Source organism: Pantoea sp. X-Soil-YNGN-844 (genome assembly GCF_059730595.1).
On sequence record NZ_AP036007.1, the window covers coordinates 853,785 to 877,389 of the forward strand.

Consider the following 23,605-nt stretch of genomic DNA (forward strand, 5'->3'; position numbering starts at 1 on the left):
ATAATGAAATTCATTATGACGTTTTACAGATGAGCACCGCTTAACTTGTTTAAGCAAATCAAACTTAAATTGAAGAGTTTGATCATGGCTCAGATTGAACGCTGGCGGCAGGCCTAACACATGCAAGTCGGACGGTAGCACAGAGGAGCTTGCTCCTTGGGTGACGAGTGGCGGACGGGTGAGTAATGTCTGGGGATCTGCCCGATAGAGGGGGATAACCACTGGAAACGGTGGCTAATACCGCATAACGTCGCAAGACCAAAGAGGGGGACCTTCGGGCCTCTCACTATCGGATGAACCCAGATGGGATTAGCTAGTAGGCGGGGTAATGGCCCACCTAGGCGACGATCCCTAGCTGGTCTGAGAGGATGACCAGCCACACTGGAACTGAGACACGGTCCAGACTCCTACGGGAGGCAGCAGTGGGGAATATTGCACAATGGGCGCAAGCCTGATGCAGCCATGCCGCGTGTATGAAGAAGGCCTTCGGGTTGTAAAGTACTTTCAGCGGGGAGGAAGGCGGTGCGGTTAATAACCGCGCCGATTGACGTTACCCGCAGAAGAAGCACCGGCTAACTCCGTGCCAGCAGCCGCGGTAATACGGAGGGTGCAAGCGTTAATCGGAATTACTGGGCGTAAAGCGCACGCAGGCGGTCTGTTAAGTCAGATGTGAAATCCCCGGGCTTAACCTGGGAACTGCATTTGAAACTGGCAGGCTTGAGTCTTGTAGAGGGGGGTAGAATTCCAGGTGTAGCGGTGAAATGCGTAGAGATCTGGAGGAATACCGGTGGCGAAGGCGGCCCCCTGGACAAAGACTGACGCTCAGGTGCGAAAGCGTGGGGAGCAAACAGGATTAGATACCCTGGTAGTCCACGCCGTAAACGATGTCGACTTGGAGGTTGTTCCCTTGAGGAGTGGCTTCCGGAGCTAACGCGTTAAGTCGACCGCCTGGGGAGTACGGCCGCAAGGTTAAAACTCAAATGAATTGACGGGGGCCCGCACAAGCGGTGGAGCATGTGGTTTAATTCGATGCAACGCGAAGAACCTTACCTACTCTTGACATCCACGGAATTCGGCAGAGATGCCTTAGTGCCTTCGGGAACCGTGAGACAGGTGCTGCATGGCTGTCGTCAGCTCGTGTTGTGAAATGTTGGGTTAAGTCCCGCAACGAGCGCAACCCTTATCCTTTGTTGCCAGCGATTCGGTCGGGAACTCAAAGGAGACTGCCGGTGATAAACCGGAGGAAGGTGGGGATGACGTCAAGTCATCATGGCCCTTACGAGTAGGGCTACACACGTGCTACAATGGCGCATACAAAGAGAAGCGACCTCGCGAGAGCAAGCGGACCTCACAAAGTGCGTCGTAGTCCGGATCGGAGTCTGCAACTCGACTCCGTGAAGTCGGAATCGCTAGTAATCGTGGATCAGAATGCCACGGTGAATACGTTCCCGGGCCTTGTACACACCGCCCGTCACACCATGGGAGTGGGTTGCAAAAGAAGTAGGTAGCTTAACCTTCGGGAGGGCGCTTACCACTTTGTGATTCATGACTGGGGTGAAGTCGTAACAAGGTAACCGTAGGGGAACCTGCGGTTGGATCACCTCCTTACCTGAAGATACCTTCCGGCGCAGTGTCCACACAGATTGTCTGATAAAAAGTAATGAGCAGGACGGCTGCGAAGTCGTGACACTATCGTGTCCCCTTCGTCTAGCGGTTAGGACTCCGCCCTTTCACGGCGGCAACAGGGGTTCGAATCCCCTAGGGGACGCCACCTGCTTGGTGACAGGTGAAAGGTGTCTCCATACAGTATCTCAAAACCGTTCGGGTTGCGTAAGCAGCCGGGTCGCGTTTGAGATATTTGCTCTTTAACAATCCGGAACAAGCTGAAAATTGAAACGACGTGTCGTTTTCATTCTCCGTAATAAGAATGAAAAATACGATGCGTTCGAGTCTCTCAAATGCTTGCAGCTTACAGCGTTGAAAAACGCCTGTGGGTTGTGAGGTTAAGCGACTAAGCGTACACGGTGGATGCCCAGGCAGTCAGAGGCGATGAAGGACGTGCTAATCTGCGTAAAGCGACGGTAAGGTGATATGAACCGCTACAGCCGTCGATGTCCGAATGGGGAAACCCGGTGCACTCTGTGCATCATTGCAGCATGAATACATAGTGCTGCAAGGCGAACCGGGGGAACTGAAACATCTAAGTACCCCGAGGAAAAGAAATCAACCGAGATTCCCCCAGTAGCGGCGAGCGAACGGGGAGCAGCCCAGAGCCTGAATCAGCATGTGTGTTAGTGGAAGCGTCTGGAAAGTCGCAGGGTACAGGGTGATACTCCCGTACACAAAAGCACATATGCTGTGAGCTCGATGAGTAAGGCGGGACACGTGGTATCCTGTCTGAATATGGGGGGACCATCCTCCAAGGCTAAATACTCCTGACTGACCGATAGTGAACCAGTACCGTGAGGGAAAGGCGAAAAGAACCCCGGCGAGGGGAGTGAAACAGAACCTGAAACCGTGTACGTACAAGCAGTGGGAGCCTTCTTTATGGGGGTGACTGCGTACCTTTTGTATAATGGGTCAGCGACTTATATTCTGTAGCAAGGTTAACCGTATAGGGGAGCCGCAGGGAAACCGAGTCTTAACTGGGCGTTAAGTTGCAGGGTATAGACCCGAAACCCGGTGATCTAGCCATGGGCAGGTTGAAGGTTGGGTAACACTAACTGGAGGACCGAACCGACTAATGTTGAAAAATTAGCGGATGACCTGTGGCTGGGGGTGAAAGGCCAATCAAACCGGGAGATAGCTGGTTCTCCCCGAAAGCTATTTAGGTAGCGCCTCGTGAACTCATCTCCGGGGGTAGAGCACTGTTTCGGCTAGGGGGCCATCCCGGCTTACCAACCCGATGCAAACTGCGAATACCGGAGAATGTTATCACGGGAGACACACGGCGGGTGCTAACGTCCGTCGTGAAGAGGGAAACAACCCAGACCGCCAGCTAAGGTCCCAAAGTCATGGTTAAGTGGGAAACGATGTGGGAAGGCACAGACAGCCAGGATGTTGGCTTAGAAGCAGCCATCATTTAAAGAAAGCGTAATAGCTCACTGGTCGAGTCGGCCTGCGCGGAAGATGTAACGGGGCTAAACCATGCACCGAAGCTGCGGCAGCGACGCTTAGGCGTTGTTGGGTAGGGGAGCGTTCTGTAAGCCGTCGAAGGTGTGCTGTGAGGCATGCTGGAGGTATCAGAAGTGCGAATGCTGACATAAGTAACGATAAAGCGGGTGAAAAGCCCGCTCGCCGGAAGACCAAGGGTTCCTGTTCAACGTTAATCGGAGCAGGGTGAGTCGACCCCTAAGGCGAGGCCGAAAGGCGTAGTCGATGGGAAACAGGTTAATATTCCTGTACTCGGTGTTACTGCGAAGGGGGGACGGAGAAGGCTATATCAGCCGGGCGACGGTTGTCCCGGTTTAAGCGTGTAGGCGGAGGGTCCAGGTAAATCCGGTCCCTTATCAACGCTGAGGCGTGACGACGAGGCACTACGGTGCTGAAGTGATAAATGCCCAGCTTCCAGGAAAAGCCTCTAAGCATCAGGTAACACAGAATCGTACCCCAAACCGACACAGGTGGTCAGGTAGAGAATACCAAGGCGCTTGAGAGAACTCGGGTGAAGGAACTAGGCAAAATGGTGCCGTAACTTCGGGAGAAGGCACGCTGGCGCGTAGGTGGAGGGATTTACTCCCCGAGCCGAAGCCAGTCGAAGATACCAGCTGGCTGCAACTGTTTATTAAAAACACAGCACTGTGCAAACACGAAAGTGGACGTATACGGTGTGACGCCTGCCCGGTGCCGGAAGGTTAATTGATGGGGTTATCCGCAAGGAGAAGCTCTTGATCGAAGCCCCGGTAAACGGCGGCCGTAACTATAACGGTCCTAAGGTAGCGAAATTCCTTGTCGGGTAAGTTCCGACCTGCACGAATGGCGTAATGATGGCCAGGCTGTCTCCACCCGAGACTCAGTGAAATTGAACTCGCTGTGAAGATGCAGTGTACCCGCGGCAAGACGGAAAGACCCCGTGAACCTTTACTACAGCTTGACACTGAACATTGAGCCTTGATGTGTAGGATAGGTGGGAGGCTTTGAAGCGCGGACGCCAGTCTGCGTGGAGCCAACCTTGAAATACCACCCTTTAATGTTTGATGTTCTAACGTAGGCCCGTAATCCGGGCTGCGGACAGTGTCTGGTGGGTAGTTTGACTGGGGCGGTCTCCTCCTAAAGAGTAACGGAGGAGCACGAAGGTCAGCTAATCACGGTCGGACATCGTGAGGTTAGTGCAATGGCATAAGCTGGCTTGACTGCGAGAGTGACGGCTCGAGCAGGTGCGAAAGCAGGTCATAGTGATCCGGTGGTTCTGAATGGAAGGGCCATCGCTCAACGGATAAAAGGTACTCCGGGGATAACAGGCTGATACCGCCCAAGAGTTCATATCGACGGCGGTGTTTGGCACCTCGATGTCGGCTCATCACATCCTGGGGCTGAAGTAGGTCCCAAGGGTACGGCTGTTCGCCGTTTAAAGTGGTACGCGAGCTGGGTTTAGAACGTCGTGAGACAGTTCGGTCCCTATCTGCCGTGGGCGCTGGAGAATTGAGGGGGGTTGCTCCTAGTACGAGAGGACCGGAGTGAACGCACCACTGGTGTTCGGGTTGTCATGCCAATGGCATTGCCCGGTAGCTAAGTGCGGAAAAGATAAGTGCTGAAAGCATCTAAGCACGAAACTTGCCCCGAGATGAGTTCTCCCTGACCCCTTGAGGGTCCTGAAGGGACGTTGAAGACGACGACGTTGATAGGCCGGGTGTGTAAGCGCAGCGATGCGTTGAGCTAACCGGTACTAATGACCCGTGAGGCTTAACCTTACAACGCCAGAGGCGTTTTTGAGAGACACGATTTTCAGCCTTGTACCGGATATTCTGCGCGGCCCTCAGCGGCGGCGCGGAGACAGAATTTGCCTGGCGGCTTTAGCGCGGTGGTCCCACCTGACCCCATGCCGAACTCAGAAGTGAAACGCCGTAGCGCCGATGGTAGTGTGGGGCCTCCCCATGCGAGAGTAGGGAACTGCCAGGCATCAAATTTGTTCCTTTTCCTCTGACAGGGAAAATAACGGGAACAGACGGTTATCAGCCGGTTGCTGATAAGCGTGAAAGAATCGGTGGAGCGGTAGTTCAGTTGGTTAGAATACCTGCCTGTCACGCAGGGGGTCGCGGGTTCGAGCCCCGTCCGTTCCGCCACTTAATTGGAAAGCCCTGACTTAACGGTCAGGGCTTTTTCCATTGCAGCAAATAAGCCAGTTCAAAAGACCTCACGTGCGCCACGGCTGCTCAGCTGTCCACTCGCTGAGAAAATCGATAAAAGCCCGCACACGCTGACTCACACCGATATCGCTGTAGTAGACCGCATTGAAGGGCATCTCGACCGGCAGACGTTGATCGGCCAGCACCTCCACCAGTGTTCCTTCTGCAACCTCACGATCGATCATATAGTCTGACAGACAGGCAATACCATTGCCGGTAAGACAGAGCTGCTTAATTGTCTCTCCGCTATTTGAAGAGATAGCCCAGTCGATGTCATAGAGTTCGCCGCTTTCACGTGCGATGGGCCAGCGATTGAGCCTCGGGGATTCTTCAAAGCCAAGACAAGCGTGGTTATCCAGATCGGTCACCTTTTGTGGTACACCGTACTCACGGAGATAGGCTGGTGAGGCGACAACCCTGCGAAAACTGTTAAACAGCAATCTGGCGCGTAGCGTTGAGTCCGTGAGATTGCCGGCACGAATTGCAATATCCACTTTCCGTTCAATCAGATTGATAAAACTCTCTGAGGAGATCAACGAAAGTGTTACCCCGGGATAGCGCTGGCGAAAGGGCTTAACCATCGGCATCAGCAAATGCAGAATAACCGGTGTCGCGGCATCAACGCGCAATAGCCCTTTGGGCTCCTGTAAGCTTTCTATCAAATCGCTTTCTGCGGTAGTCATCTCCTGCAAAAAGCGCTGAACATGGCGGAAATAGCGTTCGCCTTCCTGCGTAAGTGCCAGCTGTCGCGTGGTACGGGTCAGCAGAGCAATGCCCAGCTTGTTTTCCAGTTTTTTTATGGTTCTGCTGACGGCAGAGTTTGCCATCTGCAACTGCTCAGCAGCGCGGCTGAAACTTCCACTCTCTACTACACTGACAAACACTTTAAGTTCGTCAGAAGATGCCTTCATTTTTCCGCCCTATAGTATCGTATTTATTTAGCTATTTTATGAACGATTATACTGGCATAACCAGTACAGGCGTCCTCAATGATGGCACCGTTGATGTGGCCTGGCTCTGCCTCGTTTAGCTTAGCGAGCTTAAACTAACGCCTTTATTCTGGAAAAGCGTGATGAATTCTGACATTCACCTGCATCCATTGAAACCCCGGTCTAGAATCCCTATAACAGACAGGTGTTAACTGTATTTTTGAATTATCAGCCAGGCGGGAAAGTGCGCAAAAAAACTTATGCAATGCGATATGTAGCAGGACAACCAGTGGAACAGATCTTTCCACCTGGGGCGATGCTCCATCTCGGCCAGGCACTGCCACCCGGCGCACCGTTGCCCGCGCATCCAAACCTTAAAGTTCTGGTATGGAATATTTTCAAGCAGCAGCGTGCAGACTGGATGTCAGTGCTGGAAGGATTTGGTAAGGATGCGCATCTGGTGTTACTGCAGGAAGCGCAGACCACACCCGAACTGGTGCAGTTTGCCACCAGTAATTATCTGGCTGCCGATCAGGTGCCTGCCTTTGTGCTGCCTCAGCATCCCTCTGGCGTGATGACGCTTGCTTCTGCCCATCCGGTCTATTGTTGCCCATTACGCGAGCGTGAGCCTCTGCTGAGGCTGTCAAAATCGGCGCTGGTTACGGCGTATCCGCTGCCAGCAGGAGAAATGCTGATGGTGGTTAACATCCATGCGGTTAACTTCAGCCTGGGTGTCGACGTCTACAGTAAACAGCTGGGGCCCATCGGCGAACAGATCATGCATCATCAGGGACCGGTAATCATGGCAGGGGATTTCAATGCCTGGAGCCGTCAGCGCATCAATGCGCTCTACCGGTTTGCACAGCGGATGAAGCTGGAAGAGGTGATGTTTACGGCCGATCACCGCCGCAAAGCGTTTGGTCGCCCGCTGGATTTCGTCTTCTATCGCGATCTCAGAGTGAGCGAGGCATCCGTACTGGTGACGCGCGCTTCCGATCATAACCCCTTACTGGTGGAGTTCAGTTCAGGCGGCTAATACGGCGCGACGAAGAAGCCTGAAGCAGGGGAGGGACGTCCGGGGATGAGTAAACGACGGCAGATGAATAAAAGAAAAAGGCTGACAAATGTCAGCCTTTTCAACGTATCAGGTATCCGGTGTTGCGTTATTATTCACAAACAGCGTTAAGTTATCGCCGGGTTGAATATCTTTCGCACTGTCCAGCACACTGTTCCAGCGCATCACGTCTTTGATATTGACGCCGTGATGACGGGCAATACTGTCAAGAGAATCACCCTTACGAACACGGTAGGTGATGCTGTTGCCGTTATCAGCCAGTCGGGTGCCGTTCGAACCGATGGTCAGTGTCTGACCCGGTCGGATATCAGCACCGCGCAGGTTGTTTTCCTGCTTCAGTGTCGAGACGCTAACGCCAAGTTTAGCGGCGATACCAGAAAGCGTATCACCCCGTCGTACTTTGTACCCGCCACTCGCGCTGGCTTTCGCAAGCTGCACAGGCTGTACCGCTGCGATATCACCGGAAGCCAGTGAGTTTCGCAGTTTTGCGACGTTCGACTTCGGCACCATAATATAGTGCGGGCCGTTTGGCGCTGTTGCACCGCCTTTGTAGCCGGTATTGAAGCTCTTCAGTTTCGTGAGCGACATACCTGCCATTTCGGCAGCCTGCGTCAGCTGTATCTGCTGGCCCACTTCCACTCGTGCCAGAGCACGACTTTCATTAGGTGTCGGCAGTTTTATACCGTAACGCTTGTTATTTTTGAGCAGTTCACTCAGCGCTAACATTTTAGGCACATACACGGTCGTTTCGCGTGGCAGCGATAAATGCCAGAAGTCAGTCGGCTTACCGCGCGCCTTATTCTGCTTAATCGCTTTGAGCACCCGTCCTTCACCACTGTTGTAAGCAGCGATGGTCAGTAACCAGTCACCGTCAAACATGGTGTTAAGACGCTGCATCATATCCAGCGCAACTTTCGTGGATGCGACTACATCACGTCGCCCATCGTAATACTGGTTTTGTTTCAAACCATAGTTTCGACCCGTAGCTGCAACAATCTGCCAGATACCAGCGGCATTGGCGGATGAGGTTGCGCGAGGGTCAAAAGCGCTCTCCACTATGGGTAGCAGTACCAGTTCCATCGGCATTTTACGTTTCTGTATCTGCTCGACTATCCAGTACATGTACGGCTCTGCCCGTAATGTTACATCGTGGAGATAGCTCTTATTTTTTAAAAATTTACTTTTTTGTTCGCGGATTGCCGGATTTTCCGGAATCCCCATCTTCAACTCGTCACTAATGAAACTCCAGAGATCTGCGTCTGCTGCGAGGCCAGTTCCATCTTCCTGCCATCGCGGCGACAAAAACTCGTCTCCGTACTTTCCATTTTCACCTTGACCAGCTGAAGACAGACTCTGTGCATGCTGTTCGGGGATATTGGCATCGTTCCTGGACGCCTGACATCCTACCAGCAAGACTGAGGCGAGTAAGATCGCTTTAGCCTTCATGTGTGTGTCAATAGTTCGCTTAAAAGACGAGCAACTATACGTGACGACTTTTCACAACACAACCCGAAAAATCAAAAAGCGTCTTTCTTCTCGCGTAGAACGGCAAATGTCCGCCATACCGGTTCATCAGTAACGTTAACGTTTAATGCCCTTTGTAAATCAATGTCTTGCGTACGCAGAAATAAATTTATTGACCGTTCGTGCGCCAGTTTTGTTGGCAGACTAATGCCATTTTTGGTACGTAAGTCCTTAATTTTCTGGTATTCGGCCGTTATTTGCGGGTCATGGGGCAGAATAGCCGCAGCAAACTTCAGATTGGATAAAGTATATTCATGCGCGCAGCAGACTAAGGTTTCTCCTGGAAGCTGATTAAGCTTTTGAAACGAATCATACATCTGCTCTGGTGTGCCCTCAAAAAGGCGTCCGCAGCCGCCTGAAAAGAGAGTGTCGCCACAGAAAAGATAAGGTGAGCTGTAATATGAGATATGTCCTAAAGTGTGACCAGGTGTATGGATCACTTCAAAGGTCAGGCCTAGTACGGTGACTTTATCCCCTTCGCTGACTATCGTTCTGGCCCCTTTCGCTTCGGTTTCCTGAGGACCGTAAATCTCCAGGTGAGGGAAGTGTTCGCATAATGTTTTCACGCCGCCCGTATGGTCGTTATGGTGGTGAGTCAACAGAATCGCGACTGGCTGCCAGCCGTTTGATGCCATTTTTTCTAACACTGGCTGAGCTTCGCCGGGATCAACGATCAGGCATTTACCCTCATCATCATTCAGCGTCCAGATGTAGTTGTCCTGCAACGCAGGAATACTGGTAAGATTCATCATCACCTCTCGCAGATCGTAGGAAAAGGAAGAGCGTAAAGCATGAAGCCCGCTAAATCACGCCAGGTTCTGAACGCACCGCTGTCCTGGCGCAATATGCCGTGGGGAGATTATTTCCGCGAGGCGCTAACGCAGCAGCTTCAGCCTTACCTTGGAAAGCTTTATGGCTTTCATATGCTTAAGCTTGGCAACCTCAGCGCAGAAATCAACACCGAAAACTGTGCTATTTCACATCAGGTCAATGTGGGCAGTGAAGGCGAGCTGTTACAGGTGCGGGCTGACCCGATGCAGTTGCCGTTTGAGTCGAAGTCGATTGATGCCTGTCTGCTGGCCCATACGCTCGCCTGGAGTCAGGATCCTCACCGGGTGCTACGCGAAGTGGACAGGGTGTTAATCGATGATGGCTGGATGATCATCAGCGGCTTCAATCCCTTCAGCCTGCTTGGTGTGAGTAAAATGGTACCGGGATTAACCCGCAAAGCACCCTGGAGCGGGAGGATGTTCAGCCAGATGCGATTGCTCGACTGGTTGGGACTACTGAATTATGAGGTGGTCTACCGCACCCGATTTCAGGTGCTGCCGTGGCACCGGCAGGGCGGAAAACTGATCAGCGCCCACTTACCGGCGCTGGGGTGTCTGAATATTGTGGTGGCGCGCAAGCGAACCTTCCCGCTGCTGCCGACCCGGGCAAAGAAGAGCCTGAGCACCAGCAAGATCCGCCAGACGGTCAATGCCACGCGTCAGTTTCGCAAGGCAGAGGATCAGGACTCGGCTTTATAACCAATATCCTCAAAGGCAGGGTTTTCCGCCGCGCTGCGGGCCAGCACGTCGCAGCGCTCGTTTTCCGGGTGGCCGGCATGTCCTTTAACCCACTCCCACTGAATCTTATGGGTGCTGAGGGCTAAGTCGAGACGCTGCCAGAGATCGACATTCTTCACCGGCTTTTTATCGGCGGTTTTCCAGCCACGCTTTTTCCAGTTGTGGATCCAGCTGGTAATACCCTGACGCACATACTGACTGTCGGTGCTGAGAACCACATCGCACGGCTGGGTCAGCGCCTCAAGCGAGACAATCGCCGCCATCAGCTCCATCCGGTTGTTAGTGGTAAGGTAATAGCCCGCGCTGAAGGTTTTCTCATGCTGACCGTAACGTAAAATCGCTCCGTAACCGCCGGGACCGGGATTTCCAAGACAGGATCCATCGGTGAATATCTCTACCTGTTTGCGCATCTCTGGTAGACTTCCTCTTAAAAAACGCCAAGTCTGACATAAAACGGGTCTTATGAGCACTGCAAATAACCGCCAGATCGTTCTCGATACTGAAACCACCGGCATGAACATGATCGGGGTACATTATGAGGGGCACCGCATCATTGAGATTGGTGCGGTAGAGGTGATTAACCGTCGCCTGACCGGTAACAATTTCCATATGTATCTCAAGCCCGATCGGCTGGTCGATCCCGAAGCTTTTGGCGTCCACGGCATTGCCGATGAGTTTCTGGCCGACAAGCCCGCCTTCAGCGAAATCGCCGATGAGTTTCTCGACTACATTCGCGGTGCCGAATTAGTCATCCATAACGCGCCGTTTGATATCGGCTTTATGGATTACGAGTTTTCAAAGCTGAATCGCGGCATTGAGAAAACCGAAACCTTCTGCAAAATTACCGACAGCCTGGCACTGGCGCGTCGAATGTTTCCCGGCAAGCGTAACAGCCTTGATGCGCTCTGCTCACGTTACGAAATAGACAACACCAAACGAACCCTGCACGGCGCACTGCTCGATGCCGAGATTCTGGCAGAAGTGTTCCTGACCATGACCGGCGGGCAGACCTCTCTCTCCTTTTTATCGGAGAGTGAAAGCGCCCGACAGGCTCAGGGAGAGAGCATCCAGCGCATCGTGCGTCCCGCTTCTGCACTGCGTGTGGTGACGGCCAGCGAAGAAGAGGTGGTTGCTCATGAGTCCCGTCTGGATCTGGTCATGAAAAAAGGCGGCAGCTGCCTGTGGCGCGGCTGAAGGGCCTGTTTTTGTGGATAAAATCAACGCCAAGCTGAAAAAAACAGCAAACGATTCATTCACCTGGAAAAAGCGTTGACGCCGTAACGGCCTGCCATTACTATGCGCCTCGTTCCCGACGGGGAACAAAGCGCGGAGCGGTAGTTCAGTTGGTTAGAATACCTGCCTGTCACGCAGGGGGTCGCGGGTTCGAGCCCCGTCCGTTCCGCCAATCTCTTTAAAAAAGCCGATTCAGAAATGAATCGGCTTTTTGCTGTCTGCTATTCAGCGGCGGCTTGCTTCTTCTGCGCCATTCCCTCGCTATGCCAGCGGGTCACATCCTCCGTCTCGCGATCTTCACGGGCGATAAAGCGATAGCAGCCTGCCGCCAGGCCGGCACCAATAAACCAGCTAAAGTTCGCCACCTGATGCAGGGAAGGGATAAAGCTAATCACCAGGCAAATCGCTACCGACGGCAGCAGCGCGCCAATCGCTTTGGGGTTAAAGCCACCGCGATACCAGTAACGGCCTGCTGGCGTATCGTTAAACAGGTCATCGACCGAGATGCGTCCACGTTTGATCAGGTAGAAATCGGTCAGCAGAATGCCGAACAGTGGTCCGATGAACGATCCCAGCACATCCAGCGTGTAGTGAATCAGCTCGGGTGACTGGAACAGGTTCCACGGCGTTAACAGCACCGAACCCACGGCGGCAATCATCCCGCCGGTGCGGAAGCTGATTTTCTGCGGTGAACAGTTGGAGAAGTCAAAAGCAGGTGAAACGAAGTTCGCCACGATATTGATGCCGATGGTGGCAGTAATCATGGTCAGCAGGCCAATCGCCACCGCCAGATCGTTGCCGACCATGCTCACGGTTTCGATGGGATCGGTAATCATTTTGCCAAACAGCGACTGGGTGCCTGACACAATCACCACCGTCACCACAGAGAACAGCAGGAAGTTGAAGGGCAGGCCCCAGCGGTTGCCGCGACGGATCTCGGACATGTTTTTGCCGTAGCGTGAAAAGTCACCGAAGTTCAGCAATGGACCGGAGAAGTAGGAGACCACCAGCGCCGTGGCTGTAATCATCTGCCACGTCTGCTCACCTGCGGTCAGTGATTTGCTGGCAAGGGTAAAGGAGATCCCATCGAAACCGGTCTTGTATACAATCCAGCCCGCCAGTGCCACCATCACCACATAGACGGCCGGACCTGCAACGTCGATAAAGCGTTTAATCGCGTTCATGCCGTGCCAGAACACCATCGCCTGCAGTAACCACATAATGCCAAAGCAGCACCAGCCCAGCAGCGACAGGCCCAGCCAGTGCGGCACGGTCATTGACGTCAGCGACGGCGCGAACTTCAGCAACACCAGCATCAGGGCGTTCGCCGCCAGATAAGTCTGGATGCCATACCACGCGAACGCGATCAGCCCGCGGATCACTGCCGGAATATTGGCGCCAAACACGCCAAACGCCTGGCGGCAAATCACCGCATAAGGTACGCCCGCCATCTGGCTCGGTTTCGCCACCAGATTCGCGCAGATCTGCACGATGCAGATCCCGGCCAGCAGACAGAGCAGCACCTGCCAGCTGGCTAATCCCAGCGTGAAGAAGCTGGCGGCCACCACATAGCCACCCATGCTGTGCACATCGGACATCCAGAAGGAAAAAATGTTGTACCACGACCAGTTCTGATCGCGTGTCGGTGCCAGGTCGTCGTTACAGAGCCGTGGGCTGTAACGGGCACTGGCTTCAGAGGCCGTGCTGGCCACCGTTGATTGATTTGGCATGAAACCTGCTCCTTTACCCGAGAGTGAAATGAATAATCTGGTAAAACGGTATTGCAGGATTCAGGCCAGATCTCTTTTCTTGTATACAATATTTAATTTTAACGTATACGATATGTGGCATACAGCGAGCGACCGGAGCAGGTAATGACGAGTAAAACAGGCCAGCGAGACGCCACCAGGCTGCAGGATAAGGATGAAGGGATCTACCAGGCGCTAATGAACGCCATTGTTGAGCATCAGCTGCCGCCGGGCAGTAAATTGCCGGAAGAGGCCCTTTCCGGGGTCTTTGGCGTGAGCCGCACCGGCATCCGCAAAGTGCTGCAGCGCCTCGCGGCGGTGCAGATGGTGACGCTGACGCCCAAACGTGGTGCGCAGGTGGCGACACCCGGTGTTGAAGAGGCGCGGGACATCTTCTCCACCCGCAGTTTAATGGAGTGCGCCAATCTGCCTGCGGTACTGGCGCATCTGCAGCCGCCTCATCTGGTGGCGCTGGAGCAGCTCATCGCGCAGGAGAACCAGGCCCTTGCCGATCAGGATGGTCCGGCAGCGATCCGGCTCTCAGCGGCATTTCATATCCAGCTGCAGGCGATCTCCGGCAATCAGGTGCTCACCGGCATGGTGACCAGCCTGACGCAGCGCTCATCGCTGGTGATTGCCGCTTATGGCGCGCCGTGGCAGCGCGGCTGCCGTTGTGACGATCACGCGAATCTGCTGAAGTTACTGCGCGCGCGTGCGCTGGAACCGCTGACGCAGGCGCTACAGCATCACTTTGAGCATATCGTTTCCAGTCTGCATTTTGAGCGCAGCGGGGAAACCCTGCCTGATTTCTCCCGACTGTTTGCTGCAGGCTCTGGAGTTGCCTCATGAGCGTGATTCAGGTCATTAACCCCAACACCAGCCTGGCGATGACTGAAACCATCGGCCAGGCCGCCCGTGCGGTCGCCGCGCCAGGCACCGAAATTCTGGCGGTCTCACCGTCGCAGGGCGTGCCCTCCATTGAAGGCCACTTCGATGAAGCGATCGCCGCCATCGGCGTGCTGGAGCAGATCAAACTCGGCAGGGAGCAGGGCGTCAGCGGCCATGTCATCGCCTGCTTTGGCGATCCGGGTCTGCTGGCGGCACGCGAGCTGGCCAGCGGACCGGTGATCGGTATTGCGGAAGCGGCGATGCATACTGCCACGCTTCTGGCGACGCGTTTCTCCATTGTTACCACGCTGCCACGCACCCTGGTGATTGCGCGTCATCTGCTGCAGCAGTATGGCTTTACCCATCACTGTGCCGCGCTGCACGCCATCGATCTGCCGGTACTGGCGCTGGAAGATGGCAGCGGCCTGGCGCAGGAGAAAGTGCGGGAACGCTGTATTCAGGCGAAACGGGAAGATGGCAGCGGGGCGATTGTGCTGGGCTGTGGCGGAATGGCCACGCTGGCTGCTTCGCTGACCCAGGAACTGGGCCTGCCGGTGATCGACGGCGTCAGCGCGGCGGTGAAAATGGTGGAGTCGCTGGTGGCGCTGGGCTTTGGCACCAGCAAACATGGCGATCTGGCCTGGCCTTTGCAGAAACCTCTCTCAGGTGCGTTTCAGCATCTAAACTAACGGAACTTTCCCGATTTAAGACAGGAAGCGAGTGATGACTGACGCTGCAGAGAAGAAAGAGTACAGCTTTAACAAAAACTATCCGCGCGATTTAATCGGTTATGGCGCTAATCCGCCGCACGCCGCCTGGCCCAACAACGCCCGTGTGGCGGTGCAGTTTGTTCTGAACTATGAAGAGGGCGCAGAAAACAGCGTGCTGCATGGCGATGCGGGCTCAGAGCAGTTCCTCTCCGACATCATCGGTGCAGCGAGCTATGCCGATCGTCACATGTCGATGGAGTCGCTGTATGAATATGGCTCTCGCGCCGGTTTCTGGCGCATTCACAATGAGTTTCAGAAGCGCGGTCTGCCGCTAACCGTGTTTGGCGTGGCGATGGCGCTGGCGCGTCACCCGGAAGTCGTCGAGGCGATTAAACAGGCGGACTACGATGTGGTCAGCCACGGCTGGCGCTGGATCCACTATCAGGGCATGGATGCAAAAACTGAACGTCAGCATATGCAGCAGGCGGTTGATGTGCTGGTGGATCTGTTTGGTAAAGCACCGACCGGCTGGTACACCGGCCGCGACAGCCCGAATACCCGTCGGCTGGTGGTGGAGCAGGGCGGCTTCAGCTATGACAGTGACTATTATGGCGACGACCTGCCGTTCTGGACCCAGGTCACCTGTCAGGATGGCACGGTGAAACCGCACCTGATTATTCCTTACACCCTGGAATGCAACGACATGCGCTTTGCTTCGCCGCAGGGATTTAACACTGCCGAACAGTTCTTCACCTATCTGCGGGATACCTTCGATGTGCTGTATGAAGAGGGGGAAACGGCTCCGAAGATGATGTCGATCGGCATGCATTGCCGTCTGCTGGGGCGTCCGGGCAAATTCCGCGCGCTGCAGAACTTCCTTGATCACATTCAGCAGCACGATGACGTCTGGATTTGCACCCGTCAGCAGATTGCTGACCACTGGATCAAAACGCATCCGGCACCGTAAGCTGGTTCCGGCGCTTGCCTCTATTGATCGGGCGAAGCGCCGGAAGCCGTCAGCTCATCAGACTGACCTGCGCCGCCACGATGCACCAGCCGTGGGGCATGCGCACCCAGGTCTGCTGCTGGCGGCCAATTTTATCACTGCCGGTGCGGGTAAATTCAGTGCTGCAGACTGCATAATCCTCACCAAAGGTGGTAATCACGGTGTTGCGCAGCGTCCGGTCCAGCCCGGCTGAAGGGCGCGCGGCACGGAAGGCCCGAATCTCATCAATGCCATACAGATTCTCACCCGCGCCAAGGCGCACGGTTCGCGGGTCGTGCCAGAACAGCGCGTCCAGTTCGTCCACATCATTGCTGACCAGCGCCTGCTCGTAGCGATAAAACTGCGCCGTCACCTCGCTGAGCACCTGCGGTAAATTAATCTCTCTGTTCATCACACTCCTGCCATATTCATTTGCGGTATCGTAATGCCCTGGTGTTCCAGTGACCAGGCGGCGCGTAGCACTGCCTCTTCGTTAAACGGACGGGCGATAAGCTGTAAGCCAATCGGCAGGCCGCTCCGGGTCGCCAGCGGCACGGTACAGACCGGTAATCCCAGGAAGGAGATTGGCTGCGTCAGCATCCCCATGCTCGCTTTAGCGGGCAGCGATTCACCCTGAATCGACAGCGTCTGCTGGCCGATCGTGATTGCGCTGCAGGGAGTTGCCGGGGCGATCAGTACATCGAAATGATCAAACAGCGGTAACACCTGCTGCTGGAAATGACGACGGAAGCGCTGCGCCTGCACATACCAGGCGCCTGGCATCATGGCACCCGCCAGCAGACGCTCGCGGGAGTTCGGTTCAAACTGCTCCGGCATCTGGCGCAGGGCGGGCAGATAGTGATTGCCACCCTCTGCGGCAGTCATGATAAACGCCGCTGAGCGGGCCAGCTCCGCCTCCGGCATCAGCACCTCTTCCTGGGCTTCAAGCGCTGCCGCAACCACCGCGACGGCAGCGCGGGAATCCTCATCACACCAGCGGGCAAAAAAGCCGCCCAGCACGCCGCAGCGTAAGCCTTCGCTGCCCTGTGACAGCCCCGGCAGCGTCGCGGCCACCGGATGATCGGCCTGAAACGCATCGGCGGGGTCTGCGCCCTGTAACAGGTCATACACCACAGCCAGGTCTTCAACCCGCCGTGCCAGTGGACCGATGTGGTCAAGGCTGGCGACAAACGGATGGCTGCCGCTGCGTGACAGACGGCCAAAAGTGGGCTTAAGACCAAAAATACCGCACAGCGACGCGGGCACCCGAATCGAACCGTTGGTGTCGGTGCCAAGTGAAAAGTGAACCAGCCCGGCGGCTACCGCGGCGGCCGAACCCCCAGATGAGCCGCCCGCCACGCGGCTGAGATCGCGCGGGTTATGTGTCGCACCATAGTGGCTGTTCTCGGTGGTAAAACCGTAAGCATAGGCATCCATGTTCAGCATACCTGACAGCAGCGCGCCAGCGTGACGCAGTTTATCAACGGCAAACGCATCTGCCTGTGCCGCTGGGCGATCGCGGAACAGGCTGGCACCGGCCAGCGTGCTGTGACCCGCCACATCAAACAGATTTTTCACCGCATAAGGAATGCCCGCCAGCGGTGGCAGCGTTTCGCCGCGCTGCCGCTGTGCATCAATGGCGCTGGCCTCTTTTAACATGCGCGGCCCGGTGACCTCCGTCCAGGCATTCAGCGCCGGATTGTGCTGCTCAACCGCCTGCAGCGTGTGCTTCGCCACCTCCAGTGCGCTGATCTCACTCTGCTGGATCGCCCGTTGCAGCGTCTGAATTGAAACATCACCTAATCTCATGCCTGATATACTCCTGCGACTTCCAGCCGGTCATCCAGCGGAAACGCCATCAGCGGCGCAGCCATCTCCGCAATTCGTGAAAGCTGGATCAGCAGTTCAGCGCGGCGGGCGTCATCCAGTTCCAGTTGCAGGATCTGCTCCATATGGCCGATGTAGCTGGCCCAGTCGTGTTGATTCATGATTCGCTCCTGTTAAAAACCGGCGGCGCTGCCGTTACTGCGTGGGTCGCTTGCGCCCTCAAACATGCCGTTGCTGTGACGCACAATTGCGCCCGCATGACCTACGGATTCGCTGAAGTCCGGCAGCCGTTCCACCTCATGTCCCCACAGGCGCAGCATCAATATCGTTTCGTCGTCAAAGCGGCCTTCCAGTTTCAGCGAGTCGGACGATTGCCCCCAGGTCCGGCCCAGCAGCCAGCGCGGTGCACTGACCGCCTGCTGTAACGGCAGGCCCTGAATCACATGGCGGGTAAAAATCGCGGCCTGCGTCTGCGGCTGCCCATCGCCGCCCATCGCGCCATAGACCATCGTACGGCCATCTTTCAGCCTTGCAGCGGCGGGATTCAGGGTATGAAACGGCTGCCTGCCGGGTGCCAGCGCCAGCAAATGGTCAGGGTCCAGGCTGAATGCAGCGCCCCGATTCTGCCAAGTAATGCCGGTGCCGGGCAGCACCACGCCGCTGCCAAACTCGTGATAGATGCTCTGGATGAAGGAGACGGCCAGGCCGCTGCTGTCCATTACGCCCATCCAGACCGTATCACCCGGCCCGCGCCCGTTGCCCCACGCTGCGGCCTCGCCATCGACGATCTGGCTGGCGAGCGTATCAAGGTGATCGCTATCCAGCAGCGCCTGCACATCTTCGGTGACGTGACGCGGATCGGTGATGTGTTTGTCGCGCAGCGCAAAGGCTTTCTTGGTGGCCTCCACGATGCGGTGCACCGTCTGCGCGTCGTCAGCCTCCGCCATCTCCAGACGATCGGTGATGCCGAGGATCGCCAGCGACACCATGCCCTGGGTCGGCGGGGCGATATTCCAGATGTCGCCTTCGCTGTGGGCGAGATGCAGCGGTGTCATATGACGGGCGCGATGCTGCTGCAGATCGGCCAGCGTCACCGGCATGCCCAGCGTCGCCATCTCGTCGGCCATATGGTGAGCCAGCGGGCCGCGATAAAAGCTGTCGAGTCCCTCTTCGGTGAGCTGGCTCAGAGTGTTCGCCAGCGCGGGCTGGGTAAAACGGCTGCCCGGCTGCGGCACATCGCCGTCGGGCATAAAATGGGCACGAAAGCCGGGCTGATGCTGCAACTCACTGAGGAAGTTCGTGGTCGCGGCGGTCTGTGAGGCGGTCACCGGAATCCCGTCGGCGGCGTAGCGAATCGCATCCCGCAGCAGACGGGCCAGCGGCAATGGTGGGGTGCCCATCTCTGCAGAGAGCGTCAGTGCCTCCTGCCAGCCGCTGACCGTACCGGCCACCGTCAGCGCCGCTTTCGGCCCGCGATGTGGGATCTTCGGGTTATCGGCGTAAAAATCGCGGTGAGCCAGTGAACCGGCTGCGCCGCTGGCGTCGATAGCGACCGGATCGCCGCCAGGCGGCAGAATCAGCCAGAAACCATCGCCGCCCAGTCCGTTCATGTGCGGATAGACTACGGCGATAGTTGCGGCAGCAGCCACCATCGCTTCAATGGCATTACCGCCATCGCGCAGCACCGCGAGCGCACTTTCACTCGCCAGATGGTGTGGCGTCACCGCCATCCCCTGCGGGGCCATATTGCTTTGAATCATCTTTTTCTCGTTCTTTGGGTGACAGAACCCATAACAAAGCAAGAGCTGTTCCAGTTTTCATGCTTAGCTGACAATGCGCCGGTTAACCTGGCGTAAATTGTGCTAGCTTCTGCTGAAACAAAAGTTACAGGACGCCTTATGAAACAGCTTGATGAACGACTCAGAAGTCACTATCCGCAACTCTCTCCGCAGGAGCAGCGTATTGCCGACTTCGTGTTTGACCACTTCGATGACCTGATCAGCTACAACAGCGCCGAGCTGGCGCGGCTCAGTGGCGTGTCGAAAGCCACGGTCAGTCGGCTGTTTAAGCGTCTGGGCTATGAAAAGTACAAGGATATGCGTGATGAGCTTCGCATCCTGCGCCAGAGCGGCATGCCGCTGACCGATAACCGTGATGCTGTGCAGGGCAATACGCTGCTGGCACGTCATTACAAGCAGGAGATGGCTAATCTGACGCAGTGGGTAAACAGCCTGGATGCCCGGCACTTTAACGAGGTTATCCAGCAGCTGGCGCAGGCTAAACGTGTCTTTATCATCGGCATGCGCAACGCTTATCCGGTAGCGCTGCATCTGCGTCAGCAGCTGGTGCAGGCGCGTTCGCAGGTGCATATTCTGCCGCAGCCGGGACAGACGCTGGCCGAGGAGCTGGTGGATATCACGCCGGATGACATGGTAATCGTGATGGCGTTTCGCCGCCGTCCGCGCATCATCCGGCCGCTGATGCAGCAGATGCAGGCGGCTGGCATCCCGCTGCTGGCGCTGTGTGAGCCGCAGGCGCAGACGGTGATTGCGCTGGCGCGCTGGCAACTCTGTACGCCGCTCGACAGCGTTTCCGCCTTCGACAGCTACAGTGCCGCCATGAGTCTGGTTAACCTGATCGCCAATGCGCTGCTGCATGAAATGCTGGCACAGGGACGTCAGCGGATTCATCAGATCGCCGACCTTTACCAGCAGTTTGACGAGCTGGAGCACCGTTAACAGGCACCGTTTTGGTGCTTTGCCCCATTTCAGAACACCACTTTCCTGGCGTGATTGCCCCGGTTACGCCGGATTTCCACTGAACGCTCTGCCGCTTAATCCTTTTTCTGTTGCCGCCCGGATTGGCACATTAGTTGCAGATTGCTTGTCAAAGAATCTTTTGTTTCACGTTAATCTCACCGGGGTGCATAATGAAAAAAGTTTTGATGGCGGTTGCGACAGCGGCATTACTGATGGCACAAACGGGCAGCGCGCTGGCCGATCAACTGCAGGATATCCAGAAGCGCGGCGTCATACGCGTGGCCGTGCCGCAGGACTTCCCGCCGTTTGGCTCGGTCGGCACGGACCTGCAGCCGCAGGGATATGATATCGACACGGCAAAATATCTGGCGAAGCAGATGAAACTTAAGTTGCAGCTGGTGCCGGTCAGCAGTGCCAACCGCGTGCCTTATCTGCAAACCGACAAGGTCGATCTGGTTATCTCCAGCATGGGTAAAAACGCCGAGCGTGAGAAAGTGATCGACTTCACCCGTGCCTATGCGCCGTTCTTCCTGGGCGTCTTCGGTCCGAAGGGCGATGAAATCAAAGCGGCGTCGGCGCTGAGCGGCAAGTCGATTGGCGTCACGCGCGGTGCGGTAGAAGATATGGTGCTGAGCGAAGTCGCCCCGAAAGATGCGCAGGTGAAACGCTACGAAGATAACAACACCACGTTGTCTGCGTATCTCTCCGGTCAGGTGCAGTATGTCGCGACCGGCAACCTGGTCGTCGCCGCGATTGCGCGCCAGAATCCGGCCAAAGCGCCCGTCGCGCAGTTCATGCTGAAAGATTCACCCTGCTATATCGGCCTGAAGAAAGATGAGCCTGCGCTGAAAGCGAAAGTGAATGCGCTGATTGAGCAGGGCATTAAGGACGGCACGCTGAATAAACTCTCTGAAGAGTGGCTGAAAGCGCCGCTGCCTGCGAACCTCGGCGCCTGAGGACGGATTCATGACCGGGCAACTTAACTTTCCCGCCCTGTGGCCCTACTGGCCGGAGCTGCTCTCCGGTCTGTGGGTCACCATCCAGCTGACGGTGCTGGCGACGACGGGTGGCGTGGCGCTGGGCATTGCGGGCGCCGCGCTGCGCAGCGGCAAACCGGGCTGGATGAGCCGTCTGTGGGGCATCTATGTCGAGCTGATCCGCAATACGCCGTTTGTGGTGCAACTGTTCTTTATCGTTTTCGGTCTGCCTGCGCTGGGGCTGAAACTCACCGCTGGCGAGGCGGCGCTGCTGGCGATGCTGATCAACCTTGGCGCCTACAGCACCGAGATCATCCGCGCCGGGATCCAGGTAACACCCAAAGGGCAGTGGGAAGCGGGCCGGGTGCTGGGATTAACCCGCAGCCAGACGTTTCTGCGGGTCGTGCTGCCGCCCGCGCTGCAGCGCATTTATCCGGCGCTGGTGAGTCAGTGCATCATCGTGATGCTGGGCTCGTCGGTGGTGTCGCAGGTCTCCTATGAGGAGCTGACCTTCGCCGCCAACCTGATCCAGTCGCGCACCTTCTTAAGTTTTGAGGTCTATCTGGTGACCACGCTGATCTACCTGGCGTTGTCGATTGCGATGCGCCATCTGCTGCTGGCGATTGGCCGTAAATGGTTTGGAGTGCAGGCATCATGATGACGACCTTTACCGACTGGGACATCCTGCGCAACCTGCTGCTGGCGGCGCGCTGGACCCTGTTGCTGTCGCTGGTGGCCTTTGTTGGCGGCACGCTGGTGACGCTGCCGCTGCTGTTTCTGCGGCTGCTGCAGCGTAAATGGCTGACGCGCCTGATACGCGGTTACACCGCGCTGTTTCAGGGTACGCCGCTGCTGATGCAGCTGTTCCTGGCATTTTTCGGCGTTGGCCTGTTTGGGATCGATGTCGCCCCCTGGACCGCCGCCTCGCTGGCGCTGACCTTCTACACCAGCGCCTTTCTGGTGGACATCTGGTACGGCAGTATCCGCGCCCTGCCGAAAGGGCAGTGGGAAGCGTCGCGCTGCCTCGGTCTGACCTTTGGTCAGACGCTGTGGCGGGTGGTGGCACCGCAGGCGATCCGCATCGGTATCGCCCCGACAGTGGGATTCGCCGTGCAGGTGATCAAGGGCACCGCGCTGGCGTCGATTATCGGCTTCATCGAGCTGACCAAGGCGGGCACCATTCTCAACAACGTCACCTATCAGCCGTTTAAAGTCTTTGGGCTGGTGGCGCTGGGCTACTTCCTGATGTGTTATCCGCTGTCTCGCTACAGCCAGTATCTGGAGAAAAAATTCAATGCCGCTCATCACCATTAATCAGGTGCAAAAATATTACGGCGACAACCATGTGTTGAAAGGCGTGGATCTGGATATCGACATGGGCGAGGTGATCTCGATCATCGGTCGCAGCGGATCGGGTAAAAGCACGCTGCTGCGCTGCATGAATGGGCTGGAAGGCTATCAGGAGGGCAGCATCAAGCTGGGCGGGATGACGATTACCGACCGCGATTCGCAGGCGCGTGAAATCAGCCGCTCGGTCGGGATGGTGTTTCAGAGCTTCAACCTGTTCCCGCACATGACGGCGCTGGAGAACGTCATGCTGGCACCGCGCCGCGTGCTGAAGAAAAGCGAGGCCGAGTGCCGGGCGCTGGCGGCACAGATGCTGGAGAAGGTCGGACTGGGCGAACGCCTTAACTACTATCCTGCCAGCCTCTCCGGCGGTCAGCAGCAGCGCGTGGCGATCGCCCGTGCGCTGGCGATGACGCCGAAAGTTTTACTCTGTGATGAGATCACCTCCGCGCTCGATCCTGAACTGGTGGGCGAAGTGCTCAAGGTTCTGGAGCAGCTGGCGGCAGAGGGCATGACGCTGATCCTCGTCACCCATGAAATGAACTTCGCCCGCGACGTGGGCGATCGTGTGGTCTTTATGCATCAGGGGCGCGTCTGGGAGCAGGGCGACAGTAAAACGCTGTTCGCCCAGCCGCAGACGCCGGAGCTGAAGCAGTTTATCTCTTCGGTTCGTCTCTGAGTCTTAGAAAA

General features: G+C 56.3%; 20 protein-coding genes, 3 tRNA genes and 3 rRNA genes. 17 read left to right on the forward strand and 9 right to left on the reverse strand.

Annotated features, from left to right (window positions below; all coding sequences use genetic code 11):
- The first annotated feature begins 66 nt into the window (after positions 1 to 66).
- From AC6I8C_RS03725 to AC6I8C_RS03745, 5 genes are all read left to right on the forward strand, one after another.
- Positions 67 to 1,608: ribosomal RNA gene (locus tag AC6I8C_RS03725) — 16S ribosomal RNA — on the forward strand.
- Positions 1,609 to 1,696: 88 nt separating this feature from the next.
- Positions 1,697 to 1,771 (forward strand) — tRNA-Glu (locus tag AC6I8C_RS03730).
- A gap of 230 nt (positions 1,772 to 2,001) precedes the next feature.
- A 23S ribosomal RNA gene (locus tag AC6I8C_RS03735) occupies positions 2,002 to 4,910 on the forward strand.
- A 92-nt stretch (positions 4,911 to 5,002) separates the two neighbouring features.
- A 5S ribosomal RNA gene (rrf, locus tag AC6I8C_RS03740) occupies positions 5,003 to 5,118 on the forward strand.
- Together the 16S, 23S and 5S rRNA genes with 2 tRNA genes alongside form the textbook arrangement of a ribosomal RNA operon.
- 87 nt (positions 5,119 to 5,205) lie before the next feature.
- A tRNA-Asp gene (locus tag AC6I8C_RS03745) sits at positions 5,206 to 5,282 on the forward strand.
- A gap of 71 nt (positions 5,283 to 5,353) precedes the next feature.
- Here AC6I8C_RS03745 and yafC read toward each other — a convergent pair.
- Positions 5,354 to 6,256 carry a DNA-binding transcriptional regulator YafC gene (yafC, locus tag AC6I8C_RS03750; RefSeq protein WP_497821641.1) on the reverse strand — a complete coding sequence of 301 codons (903 nt, stop codon included), beginning with the start codon at positions 6,254 to 6,256 and terminating at the stop codon, positions 5,354 to 5,356.
- Between the two features lie 262 nt (positions 6,257 to 6,518).
- On the opposite strand from yafC, the gene AC6I8C_RS03755 reads away from it, so the two are divergent.
- Positions 6,519 to 7,310 (forward strand): endonuclease/exonuclease/phosphatase family protein, encoded by a 792-nt coding sequence (locus AC6I8C_RS03755; protein ID WP_033732016.1) that lies wholly within the window; start codon positions 6,519 to 6,521, stop codon positions 7,308 to 7,310.
- 108 nt (positions 7,311 to 7,418) lie between these two features.
- Here the strand turns inward: AC6I8C_RS03755 and mltD are convergent, their stop codons facing one another.
- Together mltD and gloB are read right to left on the reverse strand one after the other, a co-directional pair.
- Positions 7,419 to 8,795, reverse strand: a complete 1,377-nt coding sequence (mltD, locus tag AC6I8C_RS03760; RefSeq protein ID WP_013356866.1) for a murein transglycosylase D — start codon at positions 8,793 to 8,795, stop codon at positions 7,419 to 7,421.
- Positions 8,796 to 8,866: 71 nt separating this feature from the next.
- A complete protein-coding gene (gloB, locus tag AC6I8C_RS03765; protein WP_497823305.1) occupies positions 8,867 to 9,622 on the reverse strand; it encodes a hydroxyacylglutathione hydrolase in 756 nt (251 codons plus the stop codon).
- Positions 9,623 to 9,664: 42 nt separating this feature from the next.
- On the opposite strand from gloB, the gene AC6I8C_RS03770 reads away from it, so the two are divergent.
- Positions 9,665 to 10,402, forward strand: a complete 738-nt coding sequence (locus AC6I8C_RS03770; RefSeq protein ID WP_497821642.1) for a class I SAM-dependent methyltransferase — start codon at positions 9,665 to 9,667, stop codon at positions 10,400 to 10,402.
- Here AC6I8C_RS03770 and rnhA read toward each other — a convergent pair.
- Positions 10,384 to 10,950 carry a ribonuclease HI gene (gene rnhA, locus AC6I8C_RS03775; RefSeq protein WP_497823306.1) on the reverse strand — a complete coding sequence of 189 codons (567 nt, stop codon included), beginning with the start codon at positions 10,948 to 10,950 and terminating at the stop codon, positions 10,384 to 10,386. The two genes, AC6I8C_RS03770 and rnhA, sit on opposite strands and share 19 nt — an antisense overlap.
- On the opposite strand from rnhA, the gene dnaQ reads away from it, so the two are divergent.
- Together dnaQ and AC6I8C_RS03785 are read left to right on the forward strand one after the other, a co-directional pair.
- The gene (dnaQ, locus tag AC6I8C_RS03780; RefSeq protein ID WP_013356870.1) at positions 10,904 to 11,635 is read left to right on the forward strand and encodes a DNA polymerase III subunit epsilon; all 732 of its coding nucleotides are present in this window, start codon (positions 10,904 to 10,906) and stop codon (positions 11,633 to 11,635) included. The genes rnhA and dnaQ overlap by 47 nt on opposite strands.
- A 134-nt stretch (positions 11,636 to 11,769) precedes the next feature.
- Positions 11,770 to 11,846, forward strand: a tRNA-Asp gene (locus AC6I8C_RS03785).
- A gap of 49 nt (positions 11,847 to 11,895) precedes the next feature.
- On the opposite strand, the gene AC6I8C_RS03790 is transcribed toward AC6I8C_RS03785, so the two are convergent.
- Positions 11,896 to 13,404, reverse strand: a complete 1,509-nt coding sequence (locus AC6I8C_RS03790) for an NCS1 family nucleobase:cation symporter-1 (protein WP_497821643.1) — start codon at positions 13,402 to 13,404, stop codon at positions 11,896 to 11,898.
- Between the two features lie 144 nt (positions 13,405 to 13,548).
- On the opposite strand from AC6I8C_RS03790, the gene AC6I8C_RS03795 reads away from it, so the two are divergent.
- From AC6I8C_RS03795 to puuE, 3 genes are read left to right on the forward strand one after another with little or no spacing between them, the layout of a single operon-like run.
- A complete protein-coding gene (locus AC6I8C_RS03795) occupies positions 13,549 to 14,271 on the forward strand; it encodes a GntR family transcriptional regulator (RefSeq protein WP_110331406.1) in 723 nt (240 codons plus the stop codon).
- Positions 14,268 to 14,999, forward strand: coding sequence for an allantoin racemase (gene hpxA / locus AC6I8C_RS03800; protein ID WP_110331407.1), 732 nt, complete (start codon positions 14,268 to 14,270; stop codon positions 14,997 to 14,999). Before AC6I8C_RS03795 ends, hpxA begins: the two co-directional genes overlap by 4 nt.
- A gap of 34 nt (positions 15,000 to 15,033) precedes the next feature.
- A complete protein-coding gene (puuE, locus tag AC6I8C_RS03805; protein WP_497821644.1) occupies positions 15,034 to 15,987 on the forward strand; it encodes an allantoinase PuuE in 954 nt (317 codons plus the stop codon).
- Between the two features lie 49 nt (positions 15,988 to 16,036).
- On the opposite strand, the gene hpxZ is transcribed toward puuE, so the two are convergent.
- Genes hpxZ through AC6I8C_RS03825 form a run of 4 tightly spaced genes read right to left on the reverse strand, consistent with a single transcriptional unit; the run spans position 16,037 to position 19,592 of the window.
- Entirely contained in the window at positions 16,037 to 16,417 is a 381-nt protein-coding gene (hpxZ, locus tag AC6I8C_RS03810; RefSeq protein ID WP_110331408.1) for an oxalurate catabolism protein HpxZ, read from the reverse strand.
- Positions 16,417 to 17,814: an AtzE family amidohydrolase gene (locus tag AC6I8C_RS03815; RefSeq protein WP_497821645.1), complete on the reverse strand. Its 1,398-nt coding sequence runs from the start codon at positions 17,812 to 17,814 to the stop codon at positions 16,417 to 16,419. The genes hpxZ and AC6I8C_RS03815 overlap by 1 nt, the downstream gene beginning before the upstream one ends.
- Entirely contained in the window at positions 17,811 to 17,993 is a 183-nt protein-coding gene (hpxX, locus tag AC6I8C_RS03820) for an oxalurate catabolism protein HpxX (RefSeq protein ID WP_003852562.1), read from the reverse strand. Before hpxX ends, AC6I8C_RS03815 begins: the two co-directional genes overlap by 4 nt.
- 12 nt (positions 17,994 to 18,005) lie before the next feature.
- On the reverse strand, positions 18,006 to 19,592 hold the full coding sequence (locus tag AC6I8C_RS03825) for a gamma-glutamyltransferase family protein (RefSeq protein ID WP_497821646.1): 1,587 nt from the start codon (positions 19,590 to 19,592) through the stop codon (positions 18,006 to 18,008).
- Positions 19,593 to 19,730: 138 nt separating this feature from the next.
- Here AC6I8C_RS03825 and hpxU point away from each other — a divergent pair, with 138 nt between their 5' ends.
- The 5 genes from hpxU to AC6I8C_RS03850 all read left to right on the forward strand — a co-directional run bounded on the left by hpxU (position 19,731) and on the right by AC6I8C_RS03850 (position 23,594).
- Positions 19,731 to 20,570 carry a MurR/RpiR family transcriptional regulator HpxU gene (hpxU, locus tag AC6I8C_RS03830; RefSeq protein ID WP_315311599.1) on the forward strand — a complete coding sequence of 280 codons (840 nt, stop codon included), beginning with the start codon at positions 19,731 to 19,733 and terminating at the stop codon, positions 20,568 to 20,570.
- Positions 20,571 to 20,761: 191 nt separating this feature from the next.
- Positions 20,762 to 21,547: a transporter substrate-binding domain-containing protein gene (locus AC6I8C_RS03835; RefSeq protein ID WP_497821647.1), complete on the forward strand. Its 786-nt coding sequence runs from the start codon at positions 20,762 to 20,764 to the stop codon at positions 21,545 to 21,547.
- 10 nt (positions 21,548 to 21,557) lie between these two features.
- Complete coding sequence (locus tag AC6I8C_RS03840) at positions 21,558 to 22,226, forward strand: amino acid ABC transporter permease (RefSeq protein ID WP_497821648.1); 669 nt, start codon at positions 21,558 to 21,560, stop codon at positions 22,224 to 22,226.
- Positions 22,226 to 22,882, forward strand: coding sequence for an amino acid ABC transporter permease (locus AC6I8C_RS03845; protein ID WP_190285956.1), 657 nt, complete (start codon positions 22,226 to 22,228; stop codon positions 22,880 to 22,882). The genes AC6I8C_RS03840 and AC6I8C_RS03845 overlap by 1 nt, the downstream gene beginning before the upstream one ends.
- The gene (locus tag AC6I8C_RS03850; RefSeq protein WP_061061686.1) at positions 22,863 to 23,594 is read left to right on the forward strand and encodes an amino acid ABC transporter ATP-binding protein; all 732 of its coding nucleotides are present in this window, start codon (positions 22,863 to 22,865) and stop codon (positions 23,592 to 23,594) included. Before AC6I8C_RS03845 ends, AC6I8C_RS03850 begins: the two co-directional genes overlap by 20 nt.
- Positions 23,595 to 23,605 lie beyond the last annotated feature (11 nt).